The sequence below is a fragment of the Kitasatospora cystarginea genome, assembly GCF_039533515.1.
Classification (GTDB): Bacteria; Actinomycetota; Actinomycetes; order Streptomycetales; family Streptomycetaceae; genus Kitasatospora; species Kitasatospora cystarginea.
Window position 1 is genome coordinate 67,770 of the sequence record NZ_BAAATR010000019.1, and the last position, 19,035, is coordinate 86,804.

The 19,035-nt window shown below is 73.2% G+C and carries 15 protein-coding genes and 1 pseudogene; 8 read left to right on the forward strand and 8 right to left on the reverse strand.

Annotated features, from left to right (window positions below):
- Positions 1 to 327 precede the first annotated feature (327 nt).
- The gene (hutH, locus tag ABD369_RS21185) at positions 328 to 1,902 is read right to left on the reverse strand and encodes a histidine ammonia-lyase (RefSeq protein WP_344638048.1); all 1,575 of its coding nucleotides are present in this window, start codon (positions 1,900 to 1,902) and stop codon (positions 328 to 330) included.
- A 208-nt stretch (positions 1,903 to 2,110) separates the two neighbouring features.
- On the opposite strand from hutH, the gene fdhD reads away from it, so the two are divergent.
- The gene (gene fdhD, locus ABD369_RS21190) at positions 2,111 to 3,004 is read left to right on the forward strand and encodes a formate dehydrogenase accessory sulfurtransferase FdhD (RefSeq protein ID WP_344638049.1); all 894 of its coding nucleotides are present in this window, start codon (positions 2,111 to 2,113) and stop codon (positions 3,002 to 3,004) included.
- 122 nt (positions 3,005 to 3,126) lie between these two features.
- Here fdhD and ABD369_RS21195 read toward each other — a convergent pair whose 3' ends face one another.
- Positions 3,127 to 4,374 (reverse strand): macrolide family glycosyltransferase, encoded by a 1,248-nt coding sequence (locus tag ABD369_RS21195; RefSeq protein ID WP_425557703.1) that lies wholly within the window; start codon positions 4,372 to 4,374, stop codon positions 3,127 to 3,129.
- A gap of 76 nt (positions 4,375 to 4,450) precedes the next feature.
- On the opposite strand from ABD369_RS21195, the gene ABD369_RS21200 reads away from it, so the two are divergent.
- Entirely contained in the window at positions 4,451 to 5,050 is a 600-nt protein-coding gene (locus ABD369_RS21200) for a TetR/AcrR family transcriptional regulator (RefSeq protein ID WP_344638051.1), read from the forward strand.
- A gap of 17 nt (positions 5,051 to 5,067) precedes the next feature.
- Here ABD369_RS21200 and ABD369_RS21205 read toward each other — a convergent pair whose 3' ends face one another.
- The 4 genes and pseudogenes from ABD369_RS21205 to ABD369_RS21220 all read right to left on the reverse strand — a co-directional run bounded on the left by ABD369_RS21205 (position 5,068) and on the right by ABD369_RS21220 (position 9,760).
- Positions 5,068 to 5,442 carry a hypothetical protein gene (locus tag ABD369_RS21205; RefSeq protein WP_344638052.1) on the reverse strand — a complete coding sequence of 125 codons (375 nt, stop codon included), beginning with the start codon at positions 5,440 to 5,442 and terminating at the stop codon, positions 5,068 to 5,070.
- Positions 5,443 to 6,132: 690 nt separating this feature from the next.
- Positions 6,133 to 7,290, reverse strand: a pseudogene (locus ABD369_RS21210) (GGDEF domain-containing protein); the annotation flags it as partial.
- 266 nt (positions 7,291 to 7,556) lie between these two features.
- Positions 7,557 to 8,663, reverse strand: coding sequence for an adenylate/guanylate cyclase domain-containing protein (locus tag ABD369_RS21215; protein ID WP_344638053.1), 1,107 nt, complete (start codon positions 8,661 to 8,663; stop codon positions 7,557 to 7,559).
- Positions 8,664 to 8,866: 203 nt separating this feature from the next.
- Positions 8,867 to 9,760 (reverse strand): biotin--[acetyl-CoA-carboxylase] ligase, encoded by an 894-nt coding sequence (locus ABD369_RS21220; protein WP_344638054.1) that lies wholly within the window; start codon positions 9,758 to 9,760, stop codon positions 8,867 to 8,869.
- A 291-nt stretch (positions 9,761 to 10,051) separates the two neighbouring features.
- Between ABD369_RS21220 and ABD369_RS21225 the strand changes: the two genes are divergently transcribed.
- The 5 genes from ABD369_RS21225 to ABD369_RS21245 all read left to right on the forward strand — a co-directional run bounded on the left by ABD369_RS21225 (position 10,052) and on the right by ABD369_RS21245 (position 15,154).
- Complete coding sequence (locus ABD369_RS21225; RefSeq protein WP_344638055.1) at positions 10,052 to 11,641, forward strand: acyl-CoA carboxylase subunit beta; 1,590 nt, start codon at positions 10,052 to 10,054, stop codon at positions 11,639 to 11,641.
- A 52-nt stretch (positions 11,642 to 11,693) separates the two neighbouring features.
- The gene (locus ABD369_RS21230; RefSeq protein ID WP_344638056.1) at positions 11,694 to 11,912 is read left to right on the forward strand and encodes an acyl-CoA carboxylase subunit epsilon; all 219 of its coding nucleotides are present in this window, start codon (positions 11,694 to 11,696) and stop codon (positions 11,910 to 11,912) included.
- A 179-nt stretch (positions 11,913 to 12,091) separates the two neighbouring features.
- A complete protein-coding gene (mmpB, locus tag ABD369_RS21235; RefSeq protein WP_344638057.1) occupies positions 12,092 to 12,220 on the forward strand; it encodes a morphogenic membrane protein MmpB in 129 nt (42 codons plus the stop codon).
- A 109-nt stretch (positions 12,221 to 12,329) separates the two neighbouring features.
- Positions 12,330 to 12,926: a nucleoside triphosphate pyrophosphatase gene (locus ABD369_RS21240; RefSeq protein WP_344638058.1), complete on the forward strand. Its 597-nt coding sequence runs from the start codon at positions 12,330 to 12,332 to the stop codon at positions 12,924 to 12,926.
- Positions 12,927 to 13,375: 449 nt separating this feature from the next.
- On the forward strand, positions 13,376 to 15,154 hold the full coding sequence (locus ABD369_RS21245; protein WP_344638059.1) for an acetyl/propionyl/methylcrotonyl-CoA carboxylase subunit alpha: 1,779 nt from the start codon (positions 13,376 to 13,378) through the stop codon (positions 15,152 to 15,154).
- 374 nt (positions 15,155 to 15,528) lie between these two features.
- Here the strand turns inward: ABD369_RS21245 and ABD369_RS21250 are convergent, their stop codons facing one another.
- Both ABD369_RS21250 and ABD369_RS21255 read right to left on the reverse strand, forming a co-directional pair.
- Positions 15,529 to 16,455, reverse strand: coding sequence for a DeoR/GlpR family DNA-binding transcription regulator (locus ABD369_RS21250; RefSeq protein ID WP_425557712.1), 927 nt, complete (start codon positions 16,453 to 16,455; stop codon positions 15,529 to 15,531).
- Between the two features lie 234 nt (positions 16,456 to 16,689).
- Positions 16,690 to 18,300 carry an NAD(P)H-quinone dehydrogenase gene (locus ABD369_RS21255; RefSeq protein ID WP_425557704.1) on the reverse strand — a complete coding sequence of 537 codons (1,611 nt, stop codon included), beginning with the start codon at positions 18,298 to 18,300 and terminating at the stop codon, positions 16,690 to 16,692.
- Between the two features lie 21 nt (positions 18,301 to 18,321).
- Between ABD369_RS21255 and ABD369_RS21260 the strand changes: the two genes are divergently transcribed.
- Positions 18,322 to 18,759: a gamma-glutamylcyclotransferase family protein gene (locus ABD369_RS21260; RefSeq protein WP_344638062.1), complete on the forward strand. Its 438-nt coding sequence runs from the start codon at positions 18,322 to 18,324 to the stop codon at positions 18,757 to 18,759.
- Positions 18,760 to 19,035 lie beyond the last annotated feature (276 nt).

Sequence of the window (19,035 nt, forward strand, 5' to 3'; positions counted from 1 at the left end):
GTACCTCCGGGCTCTGGTGGCAGCACACGCCGTCGGCCACGGGACCGGTCACGACGGGTGGGACGACTGTGGCGCAGTCCCGCCCGGGCGGGCAACGACGTATCGAACAGCGGGACGGCCCGCCGGGGGCGTCGGGCCAGGGTATCCGGGCCGCCGAACGGGCCCTTCCGGGCGGTCGGGCGAACCCGCGGGGCGCGGTGCCCGCCCGGTCGACCGCGTACGCGCCGCGGGCTGGCCGGGCAGGGCCTCGCGCCCCTGCTCGGACCGACCGGCGTTAGGGCCCGCGGCCGCGCTCCCTGCTGCCGGTCGGTCTTACACCCCGGGTGCTCAGGCCAGCGGCCCGGTCACCCGCTCGACGGCCCGGACCAGCTCGCCCGAGGCGACCAGCGCCGCGGCGGCCTCCAGGTCGGGCGAGAGGAAGCGGTCCCGCCCGGGCCCGCCGACACCGGCCGCGCGCGCGGCGGCGACGGCGGCGGCGGTGGCGGGCGCGGTCGGCCCGCTGCCGTTGTCGGTACGGATCTCCAACGCACGGGCGGCGGCGGTCAGTTCGACCGCCAGGATCCGGCCGAGGTTGTCCACGGCCGCTCGCAGCTTGCGGGCCGCGGACCAGCCCATCGAGACATGGTCCTCCTGCATCGCCGAGGACGGGATGGAGTCCACCGAGGCCGGGACGGCCAGCCGCTTGTTCTCGCTGACCAGGGCGGCCTGGGTGTACTGGGCGATCATCAGACCGGAGTCCACGCCCGGGTCGTCGGCCAGGAAGGCCGGCAGGCCGTGCGAGCGCGCCTTGTCCAGCAGCCGGTCGGTGCGGCGCTCGGAGATCGAACCCAGGTCGGCGGCGGCGATGGCGAGGAAGTCCAGCACGTACGCGACCGGGGCGCCGTGGAAGTTGCCGTTCGACTCGACCCGGCCGTCCGGCAGCACCACCGGGTTGTCGACCGAGGCGGCCAGTTCGCGGGAGGCGACCAGCTGGGCGTGCGCGAGGGTGTCGCGACCGGCGCCTGCCACCTGCGGGGCGCAGCGGATGGAGTAGGCGTCCTGGACGCGCGGAGCGTCGTCCTGGTGGTGCCCGGTCAGCCCGGAGCCCTGGAGCACGGCGAGCATGTTGGCCGCGCTGAGCGCCTGGCCGGGGTGCGGACGGATCGGGGCGTGCAGCTCGGGGGCGAGCACCTTCTCGGTGCCGAGCAGCGCCTCCAGGGTCATCGCGGCGGTGATGTCGGCGGTGGTGAACAGGCGGGAGAGGTCGGCGATGGCCATCACCAGCATGCCGAGCATGCCGTCGGTGCCGTTGATGAGGGCCAGGCCCTCCTTCTCCAGCAGCTCGACCGGCTCGATGCCGGCCTCCTCCAGCAGCTCACCGGCGGGGCGGATCCCGCCGTCCGGGCCGAACGCCTCGCCCTCGCCCATCAGGACCAGCGCGCAGTGCGACAGCGGGGCCAGGTCGCCGGAGCAGCCCAGCGAGCCGAACTCCCGCACCACCGGGGTGATGCCCGCGTTGAGGATGGCGGCCATGGTCTGCGCGACCAGCGGACGGACACCGGTGCGGCCGGAGGCCAGCGTCTTCATCCGCAGGAACACCAGCGCCCTGACCACCTCCCGCTCCACCGCGGGGCCCATGCCGGCGGCGTGCGAGCGGACCAGCGAACGCTGGAGCTGCGCCCGCAGCTCGGGGCTGATGTGCCGGACGGCGAGCGCACCGAACCCGGTGGAGACGCCGTAGACGGGACGCGGCTCGGCCGCGAGAGCATCGATCCGCGCCCGGGCACCCGCCATCTCGGCGAGCGCGTCGGGGCCGATCTCGACCCGGGCATTGCCCCGCGCGACGGCGATCACGTCCTCGGCGCTGACGTCGGCCTTGCCGACCAGCACGAGCGGCGCGTCGGGGGCCACAGCACTGTGCATATCCATATACATAATCAGAGCAGGTGAATGAGAATATGACAACCATCGTTCCGAGAGATCTCGTCCCACGGGATCCCCGGCCCGGGTCGGTGGCGGCGGCCGACGACGGCGTCCCGCGGGTGGCGGAGCCCGGCGGACCCCGCGGATTTCCGCCGTGGCGGCCGGGTGGCGCAAGCTGAGCGAGGAGACACGGGGAGGCGGAGGGCTGATGGCACGGGCAACGGTGCGGCGTCGGGTGATACGGCTGCGCGGGGACGAGCGGGGCGCACGGCCGGACGCGCTGGCGGCGGAGGAGCCGCTGGAGATCCGGGTCGGCGGCCAGGCGCTGACCGTGACCATGCGCACCCCCGGGCACGACTTCGACCTGGTGGCCGGGTTCCTGGTCGGCGAGGGGATGGTCGAGCGCTCCGACCAGCTCGCCGCGCTCCGCTACTGCGCCGGGACCGACGCCGACGGCGCGAACAGCTACAACGTGGTGGACGCGACCGTACGCGGCGGCGCCACCGCCCTCTCCAGCCACCGCAACCTGCTGACCACCAGCGCCTGCGGCCTGTGCGGCCGGGACACCGTCGACGCGGTGCGGATGCACGTCCGCCATCCGCTCGACCGGGACTCGCTCACGGTCACCCCCGAACTGCTCTACGCCCTGCCGGACCGGCTGCGCGCGGCGCAGCGCACCTTCGAGTCCACCGGCGGACTGCACGCGGCCGGCCTGTTCACCCCGGACGGCGAACTGCTCTGCGCCCGCGAGGACGTCGGCCGGCACAACGCGGTGGACAAGGTGATCGGGTGGGCCCTGCGCGAGGGGCGACTGCCGCTGACCGGCCACCTGCTGCTGGTCAGCGGCCGCGCCTCGTTCGAACTGACCCAGAAGGCGGCCCTCGCCGGGATCCCGCTGCTCGCCGCGGTCTCCGCGCCGTCCTCGCTCGCGGTGGACCTGGCCGAGGAGCTCGGCCTCACCCTGGTCGGCTTCCTGCGCGGTCACGGCGCCAACGTCTACACCCGCCCGGACCGCATCGCGGAGCCGGCCGAAGCCCGTCCGGGGCGCGGGAAGGGCACGACAGAGCCCGACGGGGGAGGGCGCCGGCCCCCTGGAGCGTGAGGCCCACCGGCGGGACACGGCCGGCCGGGCGCCCTCAACCGACCGTCGCAGCCTGCCGGTTCACGCCGGCGGCCCGCTCCGGCAGGGCCCGCGCCGGCGCCACCGGCCGCCCGGAGGCAGGGTCAGCCGGGAAGGTGCGCCTCGATCAGGTCGGCGGCCCTCGCGCTGCCGCCCTCCGCGCGGAGCTCGCTCCGGATCCCCTCCAGCCGCGCGGCGACCTCCGGGTCCGCGGTGAGCTCCAGCAGGGCCGCGCGCAGCTCGGCCGCGGTCGCCTCTGCGGTGTCGATCCGCCGCCCGACCCCGAGTTCGACCAGCCGGTCGGCGTTGGAGAACTGGTCCGCCGCCTGCGGCACGGCGATCATCGGCAGCCCGCAGTACAGCCCCTCGCTCGCACCGCCCATACCGGCATGCGTGACGAACGCGTCGGCCTGTTCCAGCACGGCGAGTTGGGGCACCCACGAGTGCACCTCGACGTTGCCGGGCAGCTCGCCCAGCCCGGCCGGGTCCACGTGCCTGCCGATCTGGAGCACCACGTGCCAGTCGGGCAGGTCACCGAAGGCCTTCAGGCACTCGCGGTAGAACGCGGGCTGCTGGGTGAAGGCCGAACCGAGCGAGATCAGCAGCACCTTCCCGGCGTCCGCCGGCCGCGTCCAACCGCCCTGCGCGGAGCGGTCGCCGAAGCACGGTCCGACGAAGGTGTACCGCCCGGGGTCGACCCGGTCCGCGTTGGGCTGCAGGGCCCGCGGGACGAGTACGAGGCTGCGCTCCGGCCGGCCGGTGAACGCCTTCGGGTCGGGGCGGTCGCCGCCCGCGCCGTTCTCGGCGAGCCAGCGGGCGAAGCGGGCGTAGTGCCCGAGGCCGCGAGGAGTGCCCATGACCGGTTCGAAGACCGGCGCCATCTCCTCCTCGTAGCCCTCCCAGGCGACATAGGTCGGCGAGAGCTGGACGATCGGCAGCCGCCAGCCCTCGGCCAGCACCCGGGCGGCGTAGGCGGCGATGTCGCACAGCACCAGGTCCGGCCTGTCGTCGTCGAAGGCGGCGCGCAGCTGCGGAAGCATCGCGATCGCGTCGTCCAGGAAGAGGTCCTGCACCTCGACCAGGTCATCGGGCCAGCCCGACGGGTCGTCGGCCAGTGGCAGGGTGGAGCCGCAGGGGACGAGGCGGGCACCGGTGGGCTCCACCACTGCGGCGAACGACGGGTCGTTGGCGTAGCTGACGCGGTGTCCGCGCGCGACCAGCTCACGGATGACCGCCAGGCTCGGGTTGACATGGCCGTGGGCCGGGATGGAGACCATGGCGATGTGCGCGGGGCGGGGCATACGTCCTCCAGATCGGGCGATCGATCCTGGCGAGACGCTCCGTCTCGCCACCCCTCCAGGGTGCACGGCTTCCGATGGTTCGTCAATACGAGACGTATCGTCTCGTCTGACTCGCTAGAATTCCCGCATGGCACGCACCAGCAGCACCCCGGACCCGGCCCGCCGCAACGAGCGCTCCAGACAGGCCATCCTCACCGCCGCCGCCGAACTGGCGACCGAGCTCGGGTACGCGAAGCTCACCATCGAGGCGATCGCCGCCCGAGCGGGCGTCGGCAAGCAGACCATCTACCGCTGGTGGCCCTCGAAGGGGGCGGTGGTCTTCGACGCCTTCCTGGCCGCCAACGAGAACGAGGCCGGCGGCCTGGACCTCCCCGACACCGGGGACCTGGCCGCCGACCTACGGGCCCTGCTCCGGCCGGCCGCCGAACAGCTCGCCGATCCCGCGTTCGAACGGGTCGGCCGCGCCATCTCGGCCGAGATCCAGCTCGACCCCACCCTGCTCCGGGAGTACCGGGCCCGACTGCTCGGCCCCCTCCTGGAGGTCACCAGGGACCGGCTGCGCAGCGCCCAGCGGGCCGGGCAGCTGGCCGAGGACCTCGACCTGGACCTCGCCGTGGACCTGGTCTACGGCCCGCTGCACTACCGCTGGCTGCTGGGCACCGGACCGATCGACCAGGCGTACGCGGACGCCATGGTCGAGGCCCTGCTGCGCGCGCTGCGCCCCTGACCGGCCCCGCCGCCGGGTCACCCGTTCTCGCGCCGGCGGCTGCCGCGCCGCGCCACGACCACCAGCACGATGACGACGAACAGGACCACGAACAACGCGACCAGGCCGAAGGCCGTCCCGACCAGCCTCCCGACGAAGCCCCGCTTCCTCCGGATCTTGGACTTGCCCCGTGCCAGCGGAACGGACGCGAGCGACCGTGCCCGGGCCCGCGCCCCGACCGGCCCCACCCCGTCCGACCGCTGTTGACCCTCCGTCGGCAGACTCTCCGTCGCCCGACTCGCCGTCGGCGCCTGGATCGCGAGTGGCGCGGCCGAGGCCGGCGGACCCGCCAAGGTGGCCCCGCCGGCGGCCAGGGCCAGCGCGAGCAGTACCGCGGCCGGACGTGTGCGCATGACATCCCCCGTTCCCAGCCCCGGCCCCGCAGCCAGCGGCAGTGTCGACTGTCGCACCCCGCAAGGCCGCTGCGACAGCACCCGGGTGCGGCCGTGCCACGACCGTGACCCGGCGGGCGCGAGGGCTCAGGGCGGCGGCGAGGTCGGTCCGGACAGGGCCACCGCGACCAGGGCCCGCAGTGCCGCGGTGACCGGGCCGAACGGCAGGGTGGACTCGTCCGCGAACAGCTCCACCAGCCAGCCGCCCGCCGCGTTGCCGCCGCCGGCCGCGAGCATGCCCTTGTAGCCGCTGACCATCATCATCGCCTCCTCCGCCGGGTCGTTCCCGGCGGCGCCGGAGCGCAGAGCGAAGGACCCGCCGCGCACGGCCCGGCGGGTGAGCGGGTAGTAGCCGAGGTCGAACACCGCGTCCGGGGCCTCGATCTGGGCCCGCTGGGTCTCGGCACCGCTGCTGGTCGGCCCGCTGGTCATCCGGTAGACGGCGTGCTGGACGGTGCGCATCAGCTGCGAGCCCGGCGGTACGTAACTGACCCACCAGCCGACCGCGTTCAGCAACCGGGCAGCGGTCCCGGCGACGGTGACCAGCCGGCCGAGGGTGTCCGCGGGGTGGTGGGTGCGGACCGCGCCGTGCTGGTCGAGCGAGGCGAGCACGACGGCGAGCAGCTGCCCCGGGTCGGCGCTGTTCGTGGCGCCCCGGAACCGGCGGCGGTCGCCGACGTGGGCGTGGCCCCGGCCGGGGCGGCGGTCGGTGCGGTGGTGCGGGTCGGCGGAGTCGGCCAGCAGCACGGTCGGGTCGGGGGCGAACCCGGGACCGTGGCCCCGTCCGGCGACCACGGGATGGGTGGCCCGGGCGGCCTTGGCCCGGTACTGGGCTGCGTCGGCGAGCCGGAACAGCCTGTCCGGGGTGGTGACCGGGCCGATCGAATCACCGGTGGAAGCCACCCCGCAGGCGACCCCCTCGCCGTCCGCGAGATCCAGCGAGTGGGCGACCAACTCCTCGGCCACCGCGACAACTTCGTCTGCTTTGCGGCCCTCGACCAGCAGGCAGAACTCGTCACCGCCGAGCCGGGCGGCCAGGCTGCCGGGGAGTTTGGCGGCGGCCAGCGAGAGCTGGTGGGCGAACCGTTCCAGCAGCCGGTCGCCGACCTCGTGGCCGAGCCGGTCGTTGACCCGCTTGAGTCCGTTGACGTCGCAGACCACCAGGCTGACCACGGTGTCGTCCCGGTTGTGGGCCGCCAGGGCGGTCTCCAGCCTGGCGTCGACCGCCCGGCGGTTGGCTAGACCGGTGAGCGGGTCGGTGAAGGCGAGCCGGCGCAGGTCGGTCAGCCGCTCGGTCTGGGCGAGCCCGGCGGAGATCTGGGCCGCCAGTAGCGTCGCGTAGTCGGCGTCCGCGTCGGTGAAGACCGGCAGGTCCGCCTTCCGGGCCAGATAGAGCTCACCCCATGCCTGGCCGTGCAGGACGATCGGCGCGACCAGGCAGCACTTCCGTCCGCGTCGGCGCAATCCCACGGCGCGCTGCTTACAGAACGCGCCGGCGCCCGGGTGCGCGTGCACGGAGTGCGTGGCATCGGCGTGCTCGGCGGTCTGCACCCAGGCGCGCGGGAGGCGGCCGGTGGTCCAGTGCTCCTCCAGATATGTGACGATCTCCGGGAAGTCCGCCACCGGGTAGGACTCGTCCTCCGGCAGCTCCTCCTCGCCCTGGGCCAACTCGCCGTGGTTGACCAGCACCCGCAGCCGGCCCGACTCGCGGTCCCACACCGAGACGGCGGCCATGGTGGCGCCGAGTGCGGTGGTGGCCCGCGCGGCCGCGGCCCGAACGGCGTCCAGCGGGGTGACGGCGACCGCCATGTCCTGGGCCAGCTCGACGACGGCCTGCAGTCGCGGATCGAGGGCCGGCGGTACGGACACGTGCACGGGTTCCGACATGGTCGCCTCGCTCACCGGCTCCGCCTCATCCCTGATCCCCCGGGGCCGCCCGGGAGCACTGGCCCGGGGCCTGCCCGGACGTGCCCAGAACGCTCCAGGACTACCGTCCTGGACCAAGGTTATGGTCCTTCGCCGGGACTTTGCCCCATTTGTCCGCGCGAATATGTGCGAATCCCGTGAGACCGGGTTCAGAGATCGTGGACGTGACGGCTCAGCAGCCAGGGCTCCACCAGGCCGAGCCCGCGCACCGGGCGGCGCCACATCGGCTGCAGGTGGAACCGGTGCTCGGCGGAGCCGGGCGTGTGGTGCTCCTCCAGCCCTTCCATCGAGGCGCAGACCGACGGCGGCACGACCGCGCCGTTCTGCTCCAGCGCGGCGGCGAACTCGCCGTCCACCAGCACCGCGTCCTTGGGCGCGATCGAGGTCAGCCGGCTGGCCAGGTTCACCGTGGTGCCGAAGACGTCGCCCATCCGGGAGGTGACGGTGCCGAAGGCCATCCCGACCCGCAGGGCGGGGATGGTGTCCTCCTTGGCCAGCGCCTCCACCAGGCTGAGCGCGATCTCGGCGGCGGTGGCCGGATCCTCGGTCACGTACAGGATCTCGTCGCCCAGCGTCTTGATCACCCGGCCGCCGAATCCGGCGATCAGGTCGGAGCAGGTGTTCTCGAAGTTCTCGACCAGCGTGCCGAGTTCCTCCTCCTCCAGGCGGCGGGAGAGCCTGGTGAAGCCGACCAGGTCGGCGAAGCCGACGGCGAGCCGGCCGCTGGTGATCTCGGTGTCCTCGGCGGCCTGCACCACCCGGCCGGTGACGGCGGCCAGCTGGCGCCGCCAGACGTACACCAGGAACTGCTCCAGCTCCGGCAGCAGCAGTTCGACCAGCGGGTAGGCCACCTCGGCCCTGGTCATGCCGGGCTCGATGGACTGGGTGAGGCTCTCCAGGAAGGTGTCCATCTGCCAGCCGGCCAGCCGGGCAGTGGTCTGGCCGGTGGAGCGGGCCACCTGGATCGCCATCGGCTCGCTGATCAACCCGGATTCCACCAGGCCGGCCAGCCTGCGCAGGGCGATCACGTCGCCGTCGGTCAGGGCCCGGGACTGGCCGATGTCCGGGAAGCCCATGGCCCGCCAGAAGCGGGTGGCCAGTTCCATCGGCACGTCGGCGGCGCGGGCGGCCTGGTACGGCGTGTACCGGCGCGGCGCGTCGAGGATCAGCCGTTCCAGGTCCAGCGCGACCGTCTGCTCCTCCGAGTCCGCCGCGTCGCCTTTGCCGCCGTTGCCACCGACGTTTTCGCCTACCACCGGTCCATCCCCGTGCGGTTGCCGCACTTGCCTCTCGCCCTGCCCTGTCCAGGGGCGCCCCGACCACCGCTCGGGTAGTGGCGCGCCTCACACCGCTGCCAGGTGGAATGTTCGCACGGAATCACGTGATCCGGGGCATCCGGCCGGGACAAGGCCGGATCAGAACCCCGCCGGGACTCCGCCGTTCCGTCCGCCCGGCCCGGTCACCCCTGGTCCGGCCGTACGTGTACGACGTCCCCGGCGGCGACCGGGTGGCGCTGCCCGTCGGCGGTGCGGACCACCAGCCGGCCGAGGCCGTCCACCGCCACGGCCTCGCCGAGCAGTTCGCGCTCGCCCGGGAGTTGGACCCGCACGGACCGGCCCAGGGTGGTGCAGCGGGCCGTGTAGGCGGGCAGCAGCCCGCTGGCGTACGGGTCGCCCGCCGCCGCCACCCACTCCTGGTACAGCTCGGCGAACTCCCGCAGCAGCGCGCGCAGCAGGGTCTCCCGGTCGGCCACCCCGGCCCCGGCCAGGACCAGCGAAGCGGCGGCGGGAACGGGCAGTTCGGACTCGCGCAGCGAGACGTTGACACCGAGACCGGCGACCACCGCGCCGGCGCTCAGCTCGGTCAGGATGCCGCCCACCTTGCGCTCGACGCCGTCCACGGTGACCAGCAGGTCGTTGGGCCACTTCAGGCCGATCTCCACCTCCGCCACCCGGCCCAGCGTGCTCGCCGCCGCGACACCGACCAGGATCGGCAGCCAGCCGTACCGCTCCATCGGCACGTCGGCGGGGCGCAGCAGCACGGAGAGGAAGAGGCCGGAGCGGGCCGGTGCGCTCCACACCCGTTCGAGCCGGCCACGGCCCGCGTTCTGCGCCTCGGCGACCAGGACGGCGCCCTCCGCTTCGCCCGCCCCGGCCCGGGCGGCGAGGTCGGTGTTGGTGGATCCGGTCTCGTCGACCACGTCCACGGCGGTCCAGAACCCGCCCGGGACCACCAGGTCCCTGGCGAGCCGGGCGCCGTCCAGCGGCGGGCGGTCGAGATCGGTCCAGGGGGACGGTCCGTCGTGGCCGAAGCCACGCAGGCCGCTACGACGAGGGCGGGTCGGCTCGGTCACCAGCTCAGCGTACCCACGCCGGCCCCCGAAACCCCTCAGGTGCACGGATGGGTGGACCGGGTGCCGGATGCCGCCCGGGCCCGGGCCCCCGCACCGCCACCCCAAGAGGCGCCAGGCCGCCCCATGCTCCCGCAGAAAGCCGGATGAACACACTGTGTCGCTGGCCATAACCGCAAGCCGCCCGCGCTGGCTACGCTACCCAACGGTAGTTCGCAGCGCCGCCCTGCCCGCACGCGCCCTCACGCACGGGACCGAACAGGCCGCGGCCCATGGACCAGGGAGAGCCACCGGATGACCGAGGCGCCGTACGACCCGCACACCACCGCCGGAAAGCTTGCCGACCTGCGGCGCAGGCTCGACGAGGCGGTGCACTCCGGCTCCGCCGCCGCGGTCGAGAAGCAGCACGCCAAGGGCAAGCTGACGGCACGTGAGCGAGTGACCGAACTCCTCGACGAGGACTCCTTCGTGGAGTTCGACGAGTTCGCCCGCCACCGTTCCACCAACTTCGGCCAGGAGAAGAACCGACCGTACGGCGACGGCGTGGTGACCGGTTACGGCACCGTCGACGGCCGCCAAGTGGCCGTTTTTGCCCAGGACTTCACCGTTTTCGGCGGTTCCCTCGGCGAGGTCTTCGGCGAGAAGATCGTCAAGGTGATGGACTTCGCGCTGAAGACCGGCTGCCCGGTCATCGGCATCAACGACTCCGGCGGCGCCCGGATCCAGGAGGGCGTGGTCTCGCTCGGCCTCTACGGCGAGATCTTCCGCCGCAACGTGCACGCCTCGGGTGTCATCCCGCAGATCTCGCTGATCATGGGACCGTGCGCGGGCGGCGCGGTCTACTCCCCCGCCGTCACCGACTTCGTGGTGATGGCCGACCAGACCTCGCACATGTTCATCACCGGCCCGGACGTCATCAAGACCGTCACCGGCGAGGACGTCGGCATGGAGGAGCTGGGTGGCGCGCGCACCCACAACACCAAGTCCGGCAACGCGCACTACCTGGCCGCCGACGAGAAGGAGGCCATCGAGTACGTCAAGAACCTCCTCTCCTACCTGCCCTCGAACAACCTCTCCGAGCCGCCGGTCTACCCGGAGCAGGCCGATGTGGCCATCACTGCCGAGGACCTGGAACTCGACACGCTCGTGCCTGACTCGGCGAACCAGCCGTACGACATGCACACGGTGATCGAACACATCCTGGACGACGGCGAGTTCCTGGAGACCCAGCCGCTGTACGCGGGCAACATCATCACCGGCTTCGGCCGGGTCGAGGGCCATGCGGTCGGCGTGGTCGGCAACCAGCCGATGGACCTGGCCGGCTGCCTGGACATCGCCGCCAGCGAGAAGGCCGCCCGCTTCGTGCGCACCTGCGACGCGTTCAACATCCCGGTGCTCACCTTCGTGGACGTCCCCGGCTTCCTGCCCGGCACCGGCCAGGAGTGGGACGGCATCATCCGCCGCGGCGCCAAGCTGATCTACGCCTACGCCGAGGCCACCGTCCCGCTGATCACCGTGATCACCCGCAAGGCCTTCGGCGGCGCCTACGACGTCATGGGCTCCAAGCACCTGGGCGCGGACCTCAACCTGGCATGGCCGACCGCGCAGATCGCCGTGATGGGCGCCCAGGGCGCGGTCAACATCCTGCACCGGCGCGAGATCGCCGAGGCCCAGGCCGCCGGGAACGCCGACGCCAAGCGCGCCGAGCTGCTCGCCTCCTACGAGGACACCCTGCTCAACCCCTACCTGGCCGCCGAACGCGGTTACGTGGACGCCGTGATCGCGCCGAGCGAGACCCGTCGGCACATCGTCCGCGGGCTGCGCGCACTGCGCGGCAAGCGCGAGGTGCTGCCGCCCAAGAAGCACGGCAACATCCCGCTGTAGTCGGACCTTTCGCGCACTTTCGGACCGGTCCGAACAGGAAGAGGATATGAGCATGCCTCCGATTCAGGTGCTGCACGGGCAGCCGACCCCCGAGGAGTTGGCCACCGTCCTGGCGGTGGTCCAAGCCCGGGCCGCCGCCGCACAGGCCGCGCTCGACGCGGCCCGGCAGGCGAGCGGCCCGGCCTCCGCATGGAACGACCGGGCCAGGCTGCTGCGCCGCATCCCACAGCACGGCGCCCACGCCTGGCGCACCTCCGGCTGGGCCGGCTGACCCCGGCAGCGGCCGTCCGCGCCCCGCGCGGCTCCGCGCGGAGCGGACGGCCGCCCGCCGGTCGGGCCACAGGGCGCGAGCGGCCACCACCCGCGGTGTCATGCGCGCACCAGAAAATGTGGACGAACTGAGTACGGATACTCAAGCGCCCGGCACACCTGCCGCCGCAGGCTTGGGGAATGCTGTGGTCAGATCCTCGGGACGAGCCCTCGGCCGAAACCCGCCAGGTGCAGGAGCGGCTGCGCCGGGCCGGCCCGGTGCTCGCCGTTCTCCTTCTGGTGGCCGCCATCGTGCTGATGGTGGTCTGAGGTTGCTGGTGGCCCGGGGTTGCTGGTGGCCCGAGGCTGTTGACGGCGTGGGGACGGCCCGGGCCCGCCCGCGACCGGCTCCACCGCCGAAGCGCATAGGCTTGGCCGCATGACCAAGCGCACCCTCGTCCTCGCCTCCGCATCCCCCGCCCGGCTCGGACTGCTGCGCCAGGCCGGCCTCGACCCGCAGGTGATCATCAGCGGTGTGGACGAGGACGCGCTGACCGCGCCCACGCCCGGCGAGCTGGCGCTGGTGCTGGCCGAGGCCAAGGCCCGCGCGGTCGCCGCCGAGCTCGCCGACGGCCAGCTGGTGGTCGGCTGCGACTCCGTCCTGGAGCTGGACGGCCGAGCCCTCGGCAAGCCCGCCGACGCGGCCGAGGCGCTCGCCCGCTGGCAGTCCATGCGCGGCCGGGACGGCGTGCTGCGGACCGGCCACTGCGTCATCGACACCGCCACCGGCAAGCAGTCCTCGGCGACCGCCTCCACCACCGTCCGCTTCGGCAACCCGGACGACGCCGAGGTCGCCGCGTACATCGCCACCGGTGAACCGCTGCACGTGGCCGGGGCGTTCACCCTGGACGGCCGCTCGGCGCCGTTCATCGACGGCATCGACGGCGACCCGGGCAACGTCATCGGCCTCTCGCTGCCACTGCTGCGCCACCTGCTGGCCGATCTCGACGTCCGGCTGACCGACCTCTGGAGCTGACGCCGGCTCAGGACGCGCCGATCCGGTTGCGCCGCGACGAGCCCCGGGGCCGTCGCGGCGTTTCCGTCCGGGGCTCCCCGCACCGGGGCACCGGAGCCCGGTGAAGCGTTCGGACCGATTCCGGAACCGCGCTGCGGATCCGGACAGATCCCGGCCCCGACATCTGTCACTCCGGTCCAGTCCCACAGGGCGGCCCGGCCGATAGGCTGGCGCCGCTGCCGTCGAGCGACTGTGGCGAAGACCACGACGCCCGACGGGGCGCCACGGGTTGCCGCGGACCACCGACGACCACCGTCCAAGACCTCTCCCACCTGCGAGGCGTCCCGCTCCGTGCTCAACTGATCACGAATCAGCGTCACGCTCCGTGTGGGCAAGCTCACCACCTGGGGCTACTCGCCGGTACGACCCGGCAATCCCTAGACTCAACGAGGTTCAAGAAGGGAGCCACAGTGCGCAAGGTGCTCATCGCCAATCGCGGGGAAATCGCCGTCCGCGTCGCCCGGGCCTGCCGGGATGCCGGTATCGCCAGCGTCGCCGTGTACGCCGAACCGGACCGGGACGCGCTGCACGTCCGCGCGGCCGACGAGGCCTACGCGCTCGGCGGCGACACCCCCGCCACCAGCTACCTGGACATCGCCAAGGTCCTCCAGGCCGCCGCCGACTCGGGTGCCGACGCGGTCCACCCGGGCTACGGCTTCCTGTCGGAGAACGCCGACTTCGCGCAGGCGGTCATCGACGCCGGCCTGACCTGGATCGGCCCGCCGCCGCAGGCCATCCGCGACCTCGGTGACAAGGTCACCGCCCGGCACGTCGCCCAGCGCTCGGGCGCGCCGCTGGTCGCGGGCACCCCGGACCCGGTCTCGGGTGCGGACGAGGTCGTGGCGTTCGCGACCGAGCACGGCTTGCCGGTCGCCATCAAGGCCGCGTTCGGCGGTGGCGGCCGCGGTCTGAAGGTCGCCCGCACGCTGGAGGAGATCCCGGAGCTCTACGAGTCGGCGGTCCGCGAGGCCGTGGCCGCGTTCGGCCGCGGTGAGTGCTTCGTCGAGCGCTACCTGGACAACCCCCGGCACGTGGAGACCCAGTGCCTGGCCGACCAGCACGGCAACGTGGTCGTCGTCTCCACCCGTGACTGCTCGCTGCAGCGCCGCCACCAGAAGCTGGTGGAGGAGGCCCCGGCGCCGTTCCTGACCGAGGAGCAGAACGCCGAGCTGTACCGCGCCTCCAAGGCGATCCTGCGCGAGGCGGGCTACGTCGGCGCCGGCACCTGCGAGTTCCTGGTCGCCCAGGACGGCCTGATCTCCTTCCTCGAGGTCAACACCCGTCTGCAGGTGGAGCACCCGGTCTCCGAGGAGGTCACCGGGATCGACCTGGTCCGCGAGATGTTCCGGATCGCCGACGGCGAGCCGCTCGGCTACGACGACCCCGAGGTGCGCGGCCACTCCATCGAGTTCCGCATCAACGGCGAGGACCCGGGCCGCAACTTCCTTCCGGCGCCGGGCACGGTGACGCTGTTCACCCCGCCGTCGGGCCCGGGCGTCCGGCTGGACGCGGGCGTGGAGAGCGGCTCGGTCATCGGCCCCGCCTGGGACTCGCTGCTGGCCAAGCTGATCGTCACCGGTGCGACCCGCAAGCAGGCGCTCCAGCGGGCCGCCCGCGCCCTGGCCGAGTTCAAGGTCGAGGGCATGGCCACCGCCATCCCGTTCCACCAGGCCGTGGTCACCGACCCCGCGTTCGCGCCCGAACTCACCGGCAGCGACGAGCCGTTCAAGGTCTACACCCGCTGGATCGAGACCGAGTTCAACAACACCATCCCCGCCTTCACCGGCGCGGGTGGCGACGGCGAGGAGCCCGAGGGCCGCGAGACCGTCGTGGTCGAGGTCGGCGGCAAGCGGATCGAGGTCTCCCTGCCGTCCTCGCTCGGCGTCTCGGCCGCACCCGCCGTCGGCGCGGGCGCCGGCAAGGCCGTGGCCAAGCGCCGGGTCGGCGCCAAGAAGGCCGGCTCCGCGATCAGCGGTGACACTCTCGCTTCGCCGATGCAGGGCACCATCGTCAAGGTCGCCGTCGAGGAGGGCCAGACCGTCGCCGAGGGCGAGCTGATCGTCGTCCTGGAGGCGATGAAGATGGAGCAGCCGCTCAACGCCCACAAGGCGGGCACCGTCGTCGGCCTCAAGGCCGAGGTCGGCGCCAGCGTCAGCAGCGGCGCCGCCCTCTGCGAGATCAAGGACTGACACCCTCGCAGCAGCCACGACCGGTCCGTACACCCCCGGGGTGTGCGGGCCGGCCGTCTTTTCACCGGCTGCAGCGCCGGTGACGAGGAGAGGCGGATCGGCCTCGCCCGGGTGGCGGCCGGTCGCCGTGAACCCGCGTCGCTGCGAGGCCCGCGCCGCCAGGCGGGAGGTCCGCGGACTGCCGCCGGCCCGTCACACCCGGCTGACCGCGGGCCCCACCGCGCGCCCGCGATCGGACCGGACAGCGCTCCCCGCGCCCCTGCGGGCTCACCGGTAGCTGAACAGGCCGGCCCGTCCGGGGTGTTGCAGCGCCCGCGCCCCTGCGGGCCCGCCCGTACGGGGGCGCAACGGCTTGGTGGAACGTTCCGCTAGCACTAGCGGCCGCGCGGTGCGCCCAACTCCGCCAGCCGGCCGGGGAGTTGCCCGGGCGGACCGCCGTGCACACCGGGCCGCCGCGGCCCGGGCAGCGGCGCGGGGGCGGACGGCGGCCCGCTGCGCCGCGGCACCACCGGGGCCGTCGACACCGACTGGTGCACCGGCGGCTCGGCGTGCAGCCCGAGCGGCGCCACGGCGATCTGCACGCCGCAGTCGGCCAGCGCGTCCAGCTCGCGCGCGGTCGGGTCCTCCGCGGCGGCCTGCTCGTCCGTCACCAGCCTGGTGATCGCCTCGATGGGCACGGTCTGGAACATGGTGTCCGCGCCGAGCTTGGTGTGGTCGGCGAGGACGATCACCTCGGCGGCCGACTGCACCAGTGCCCGGTCCACGCTCGCGGAGAGCATGTTGGTGGTCGACAGGCCGCGGTCGGCCGTCAGCCCACTGCCGGAGATGAACGCCTTGGCGACCCGCAGGCCGTGCAGCGACTGCTCGGCCCCGCTGCCCACCAGCGCGTAGTTGGAGCCGCGCAGGGTGCCGCCCGTCATCACCACCTCGACCCGGTTGGCGTGCGCCAGGGCCTGGGCGACGAGCAGCGAGTTGGTCACCACCGTCAGACCGGGGACCCGGGCCAGCCGGCGGGCCAGCTCCTGGGTGGTGGTGCCGGCGCCGACCACCACGGCGTCCCCCTCCTCGACCAGCCCCGCCGCGAGGTCGGCGATGGCGCTCTTCTCGGCCGCGGCGAGGTGGGTCTTCTGCGGGTAGCCGGGTTCCCGGGTGAAGCCGCCGGGGAGCACCGCGCCGCCGTGCCGGCGGTCGAGCAGCCCTTCGGCCTCCAGGGCCCGGACGTCTCGGCGTACGGTGACTTCGGAGGTCTGGACGACGCGGGCCAGCTCACGGAGCGACACGGCTCCGTTGGCGCGCACCATTTCGAGGATCAACTGGCGACGTTCTGCAGCAAACACAGAACCGACGGTAACCTGAATGACCGTCTGCTTTCAGGCGTTTGCTCCTGGTAACGGGAAATGCTCACGTCGGAGCAGCGCGCGACCGTACAATGCGCGCCGCCGACAGGCCTGCTCCACGCCCCGCCGCCCGGGTGACGGCGCACGCCCGCGCGAGCGGCGGCCGCGCCGGCGGCCGCCTCAACTCGCTTGGCCGGCTCAGGAGTCCGGGATCTCCCGCTTGCGGATGTGCAGCTGCCGGGCGGCCTCCGCGGTGGAGCCGGAGACGGACGGGTAGACCGTGAACGCGCTGGCCACCTGTTCGACCGTCAAGTTGTTGTCCACGGCGAGCGAGATCGAATGGATGAGTTCGCTGGCCCGGGGGGCGACCACCACGCCGCCGACCACGATGCCGGTGCCGGGGCGGCAGAACAGCTTCACGAAACCGTCCCGGATGCCCTGCATCTTCGCCCGCGGGTTGCCGCGCAGCGGGAGCTTGACCTCGACGGCGTCCATCTTGCCGCAGGAGACGTCCGCGGCGGTGTAGCCGACGGTGGCGATCTCCGGGTCGGTGAAGACGTTGGAGGCCACGGTCTTGAGGTTGAGCGGCTGCACCGCGTCGCCCAGCGCGTGGTACATCGCGATCCGGCCCTGCATCGCGGCGACCGAGGCGAGCATGAAGACACCGGTGCAGTCACCGGCCGCGTACACGCCGGGGGCGGAGGTGCGGGAGACCCGGTCGACCTGGATCTGGCCCCAGTCGTTGAGCTTGACCCCGGCCTCCTCCAGGCCCATGTCGGCGGTGTTGGGGATGGAGCCGACCGCCATCAGGCAGTGGGTGCCGCGGATGACCTTGCCGTCGGAGAGCGTGACCTCGACGTGGTCGCCGACCCGTCCCTCCTCGCCCGCCTCCGGCGAGGAGGGACCCTCCGCAGCGTCCGTCCGTGCCGAGATCCTCTTCACCGTCTCGGCCCGGGAGCGGCTCATCACGTTCATGCCGCGCCGACGGAAGACCTCCTCCAGCACCTCGGCGGCGTCCGGGTCCTCGCCGGGCAGCACGCGGTCGCGGGAGGAGACCAGGGTGACCTCGGAACCGAGCGCCTGGTAGGCGCCGGCGAACTCGGCGCCGGTGACGCCGGAGCCGACCACGATCAGCTCGCGCGGCAGCTCCTCCAGGTCGTAGACCTGGGTCCAGGTCAGGATGCGCTCGCCGTCCGGCTGGGCGTCGGGCAGCTCGCGCGGGTGGCAGCCGGTGGCGATCAGCACGGCGTCCGCACGCAGCGACTCGGCGCTGCCGTCCTCGTGTTCGACGATCACCTCGCGCGAGCCGTCCACGTGCTGGCCGCCGGCGCCCAGGCGACCCTTGCCGCGCAGGACCGTCACGCCCGCCCGGGTCACGGACTGGGTGATGTCGTGGGACTGGGCGATCGCCAGGCGCTTCACCCGTCGGTTGACCTTGCCGAGGTCCACGCTGAGCACCCGGGAGGGGCCCTGGCTGCAGTCAGCGATGGTGATGCCCAGCTCTTCGTAGGAACTGTCGAAGGTGGTCATCACCTCGGCGGTCGCGATGAGGGTCTTGGACGGCACGCAGTCCGTCAGCACCGCCGATCCGCCCAGACCGTCGCGGTCGACGACGGTCACCTCCGCGCCGAGTTGGGCAGCCACCAACGCTGCCTCGTATCCGCCGGGTCCGCCACCGATGATCACGATCCGAGTCACGTCCACCATTGTCCCGCACGCCGGAACCAAAGCCACGCCGGGGGCGTTGCCATATGCTCGCCCCCGAGCCGGTGTGACGGTGGACACTCCCCGCCCCGCACCCGCGCGCACACCTCACGTAGGCTGACGCCCATGCCCCTCTACGCCGCGTACGCCACCAATCTCGACGCCCGGCAGATGAGCCGTCGCGCGCCCCACTCCCCGCTGCGCGGCACGGGCTGGCTAAACGGCTGGCGGCTGACCTTCGGCGGCGAACACCTCGGCTGGGAGGGCTCGTTGGCCACGGTGGTGGAGGACGAGAAGCACCAGGTCTTCGTCTCCCTCTACGACGTGGCGCCGATGGACGAGGACGGTCTGGACCGCTGGGAGGGCCTCCAGCTCGGCCTGTACCGCAAGATCCGGCTGCGCGCCCAGACCCTGGACGGGGACATCCCGGTGTGGACGTACGTCCTCAACGACTACGAGGGCGGACTGCCCGCCGCCCGCTACCTCGGGCTCATCGCGGACGCGGCGGAGAGCGCCGGCGCCCCCGCCGACTACATCACGGAGCTGCGACACCGGCCCTGCTGAGCGCCTTCCAGGGAGAACGGCCGGGCGGGTACCCCCCCTTCGGGCGCGGTGCGCCCCTCACGGGCGCGGGGTGAGCCGCCCGGGGCGTCGCACCGCACCGCACCGCACCGCACCGCACCGCACCGCACCGCACCGCACCGCACCGCACCGCACCGCACCGCACCGCACCGCACCGCACCGCACCGAGAGTGTCCGGGTCCTGCCCCCGGGCGCGCCCGGCGCCCCCTTCTCCGGTGATTCCGGACTCAGAGGTTCCGACAGTCCCAAGTCGCGAAT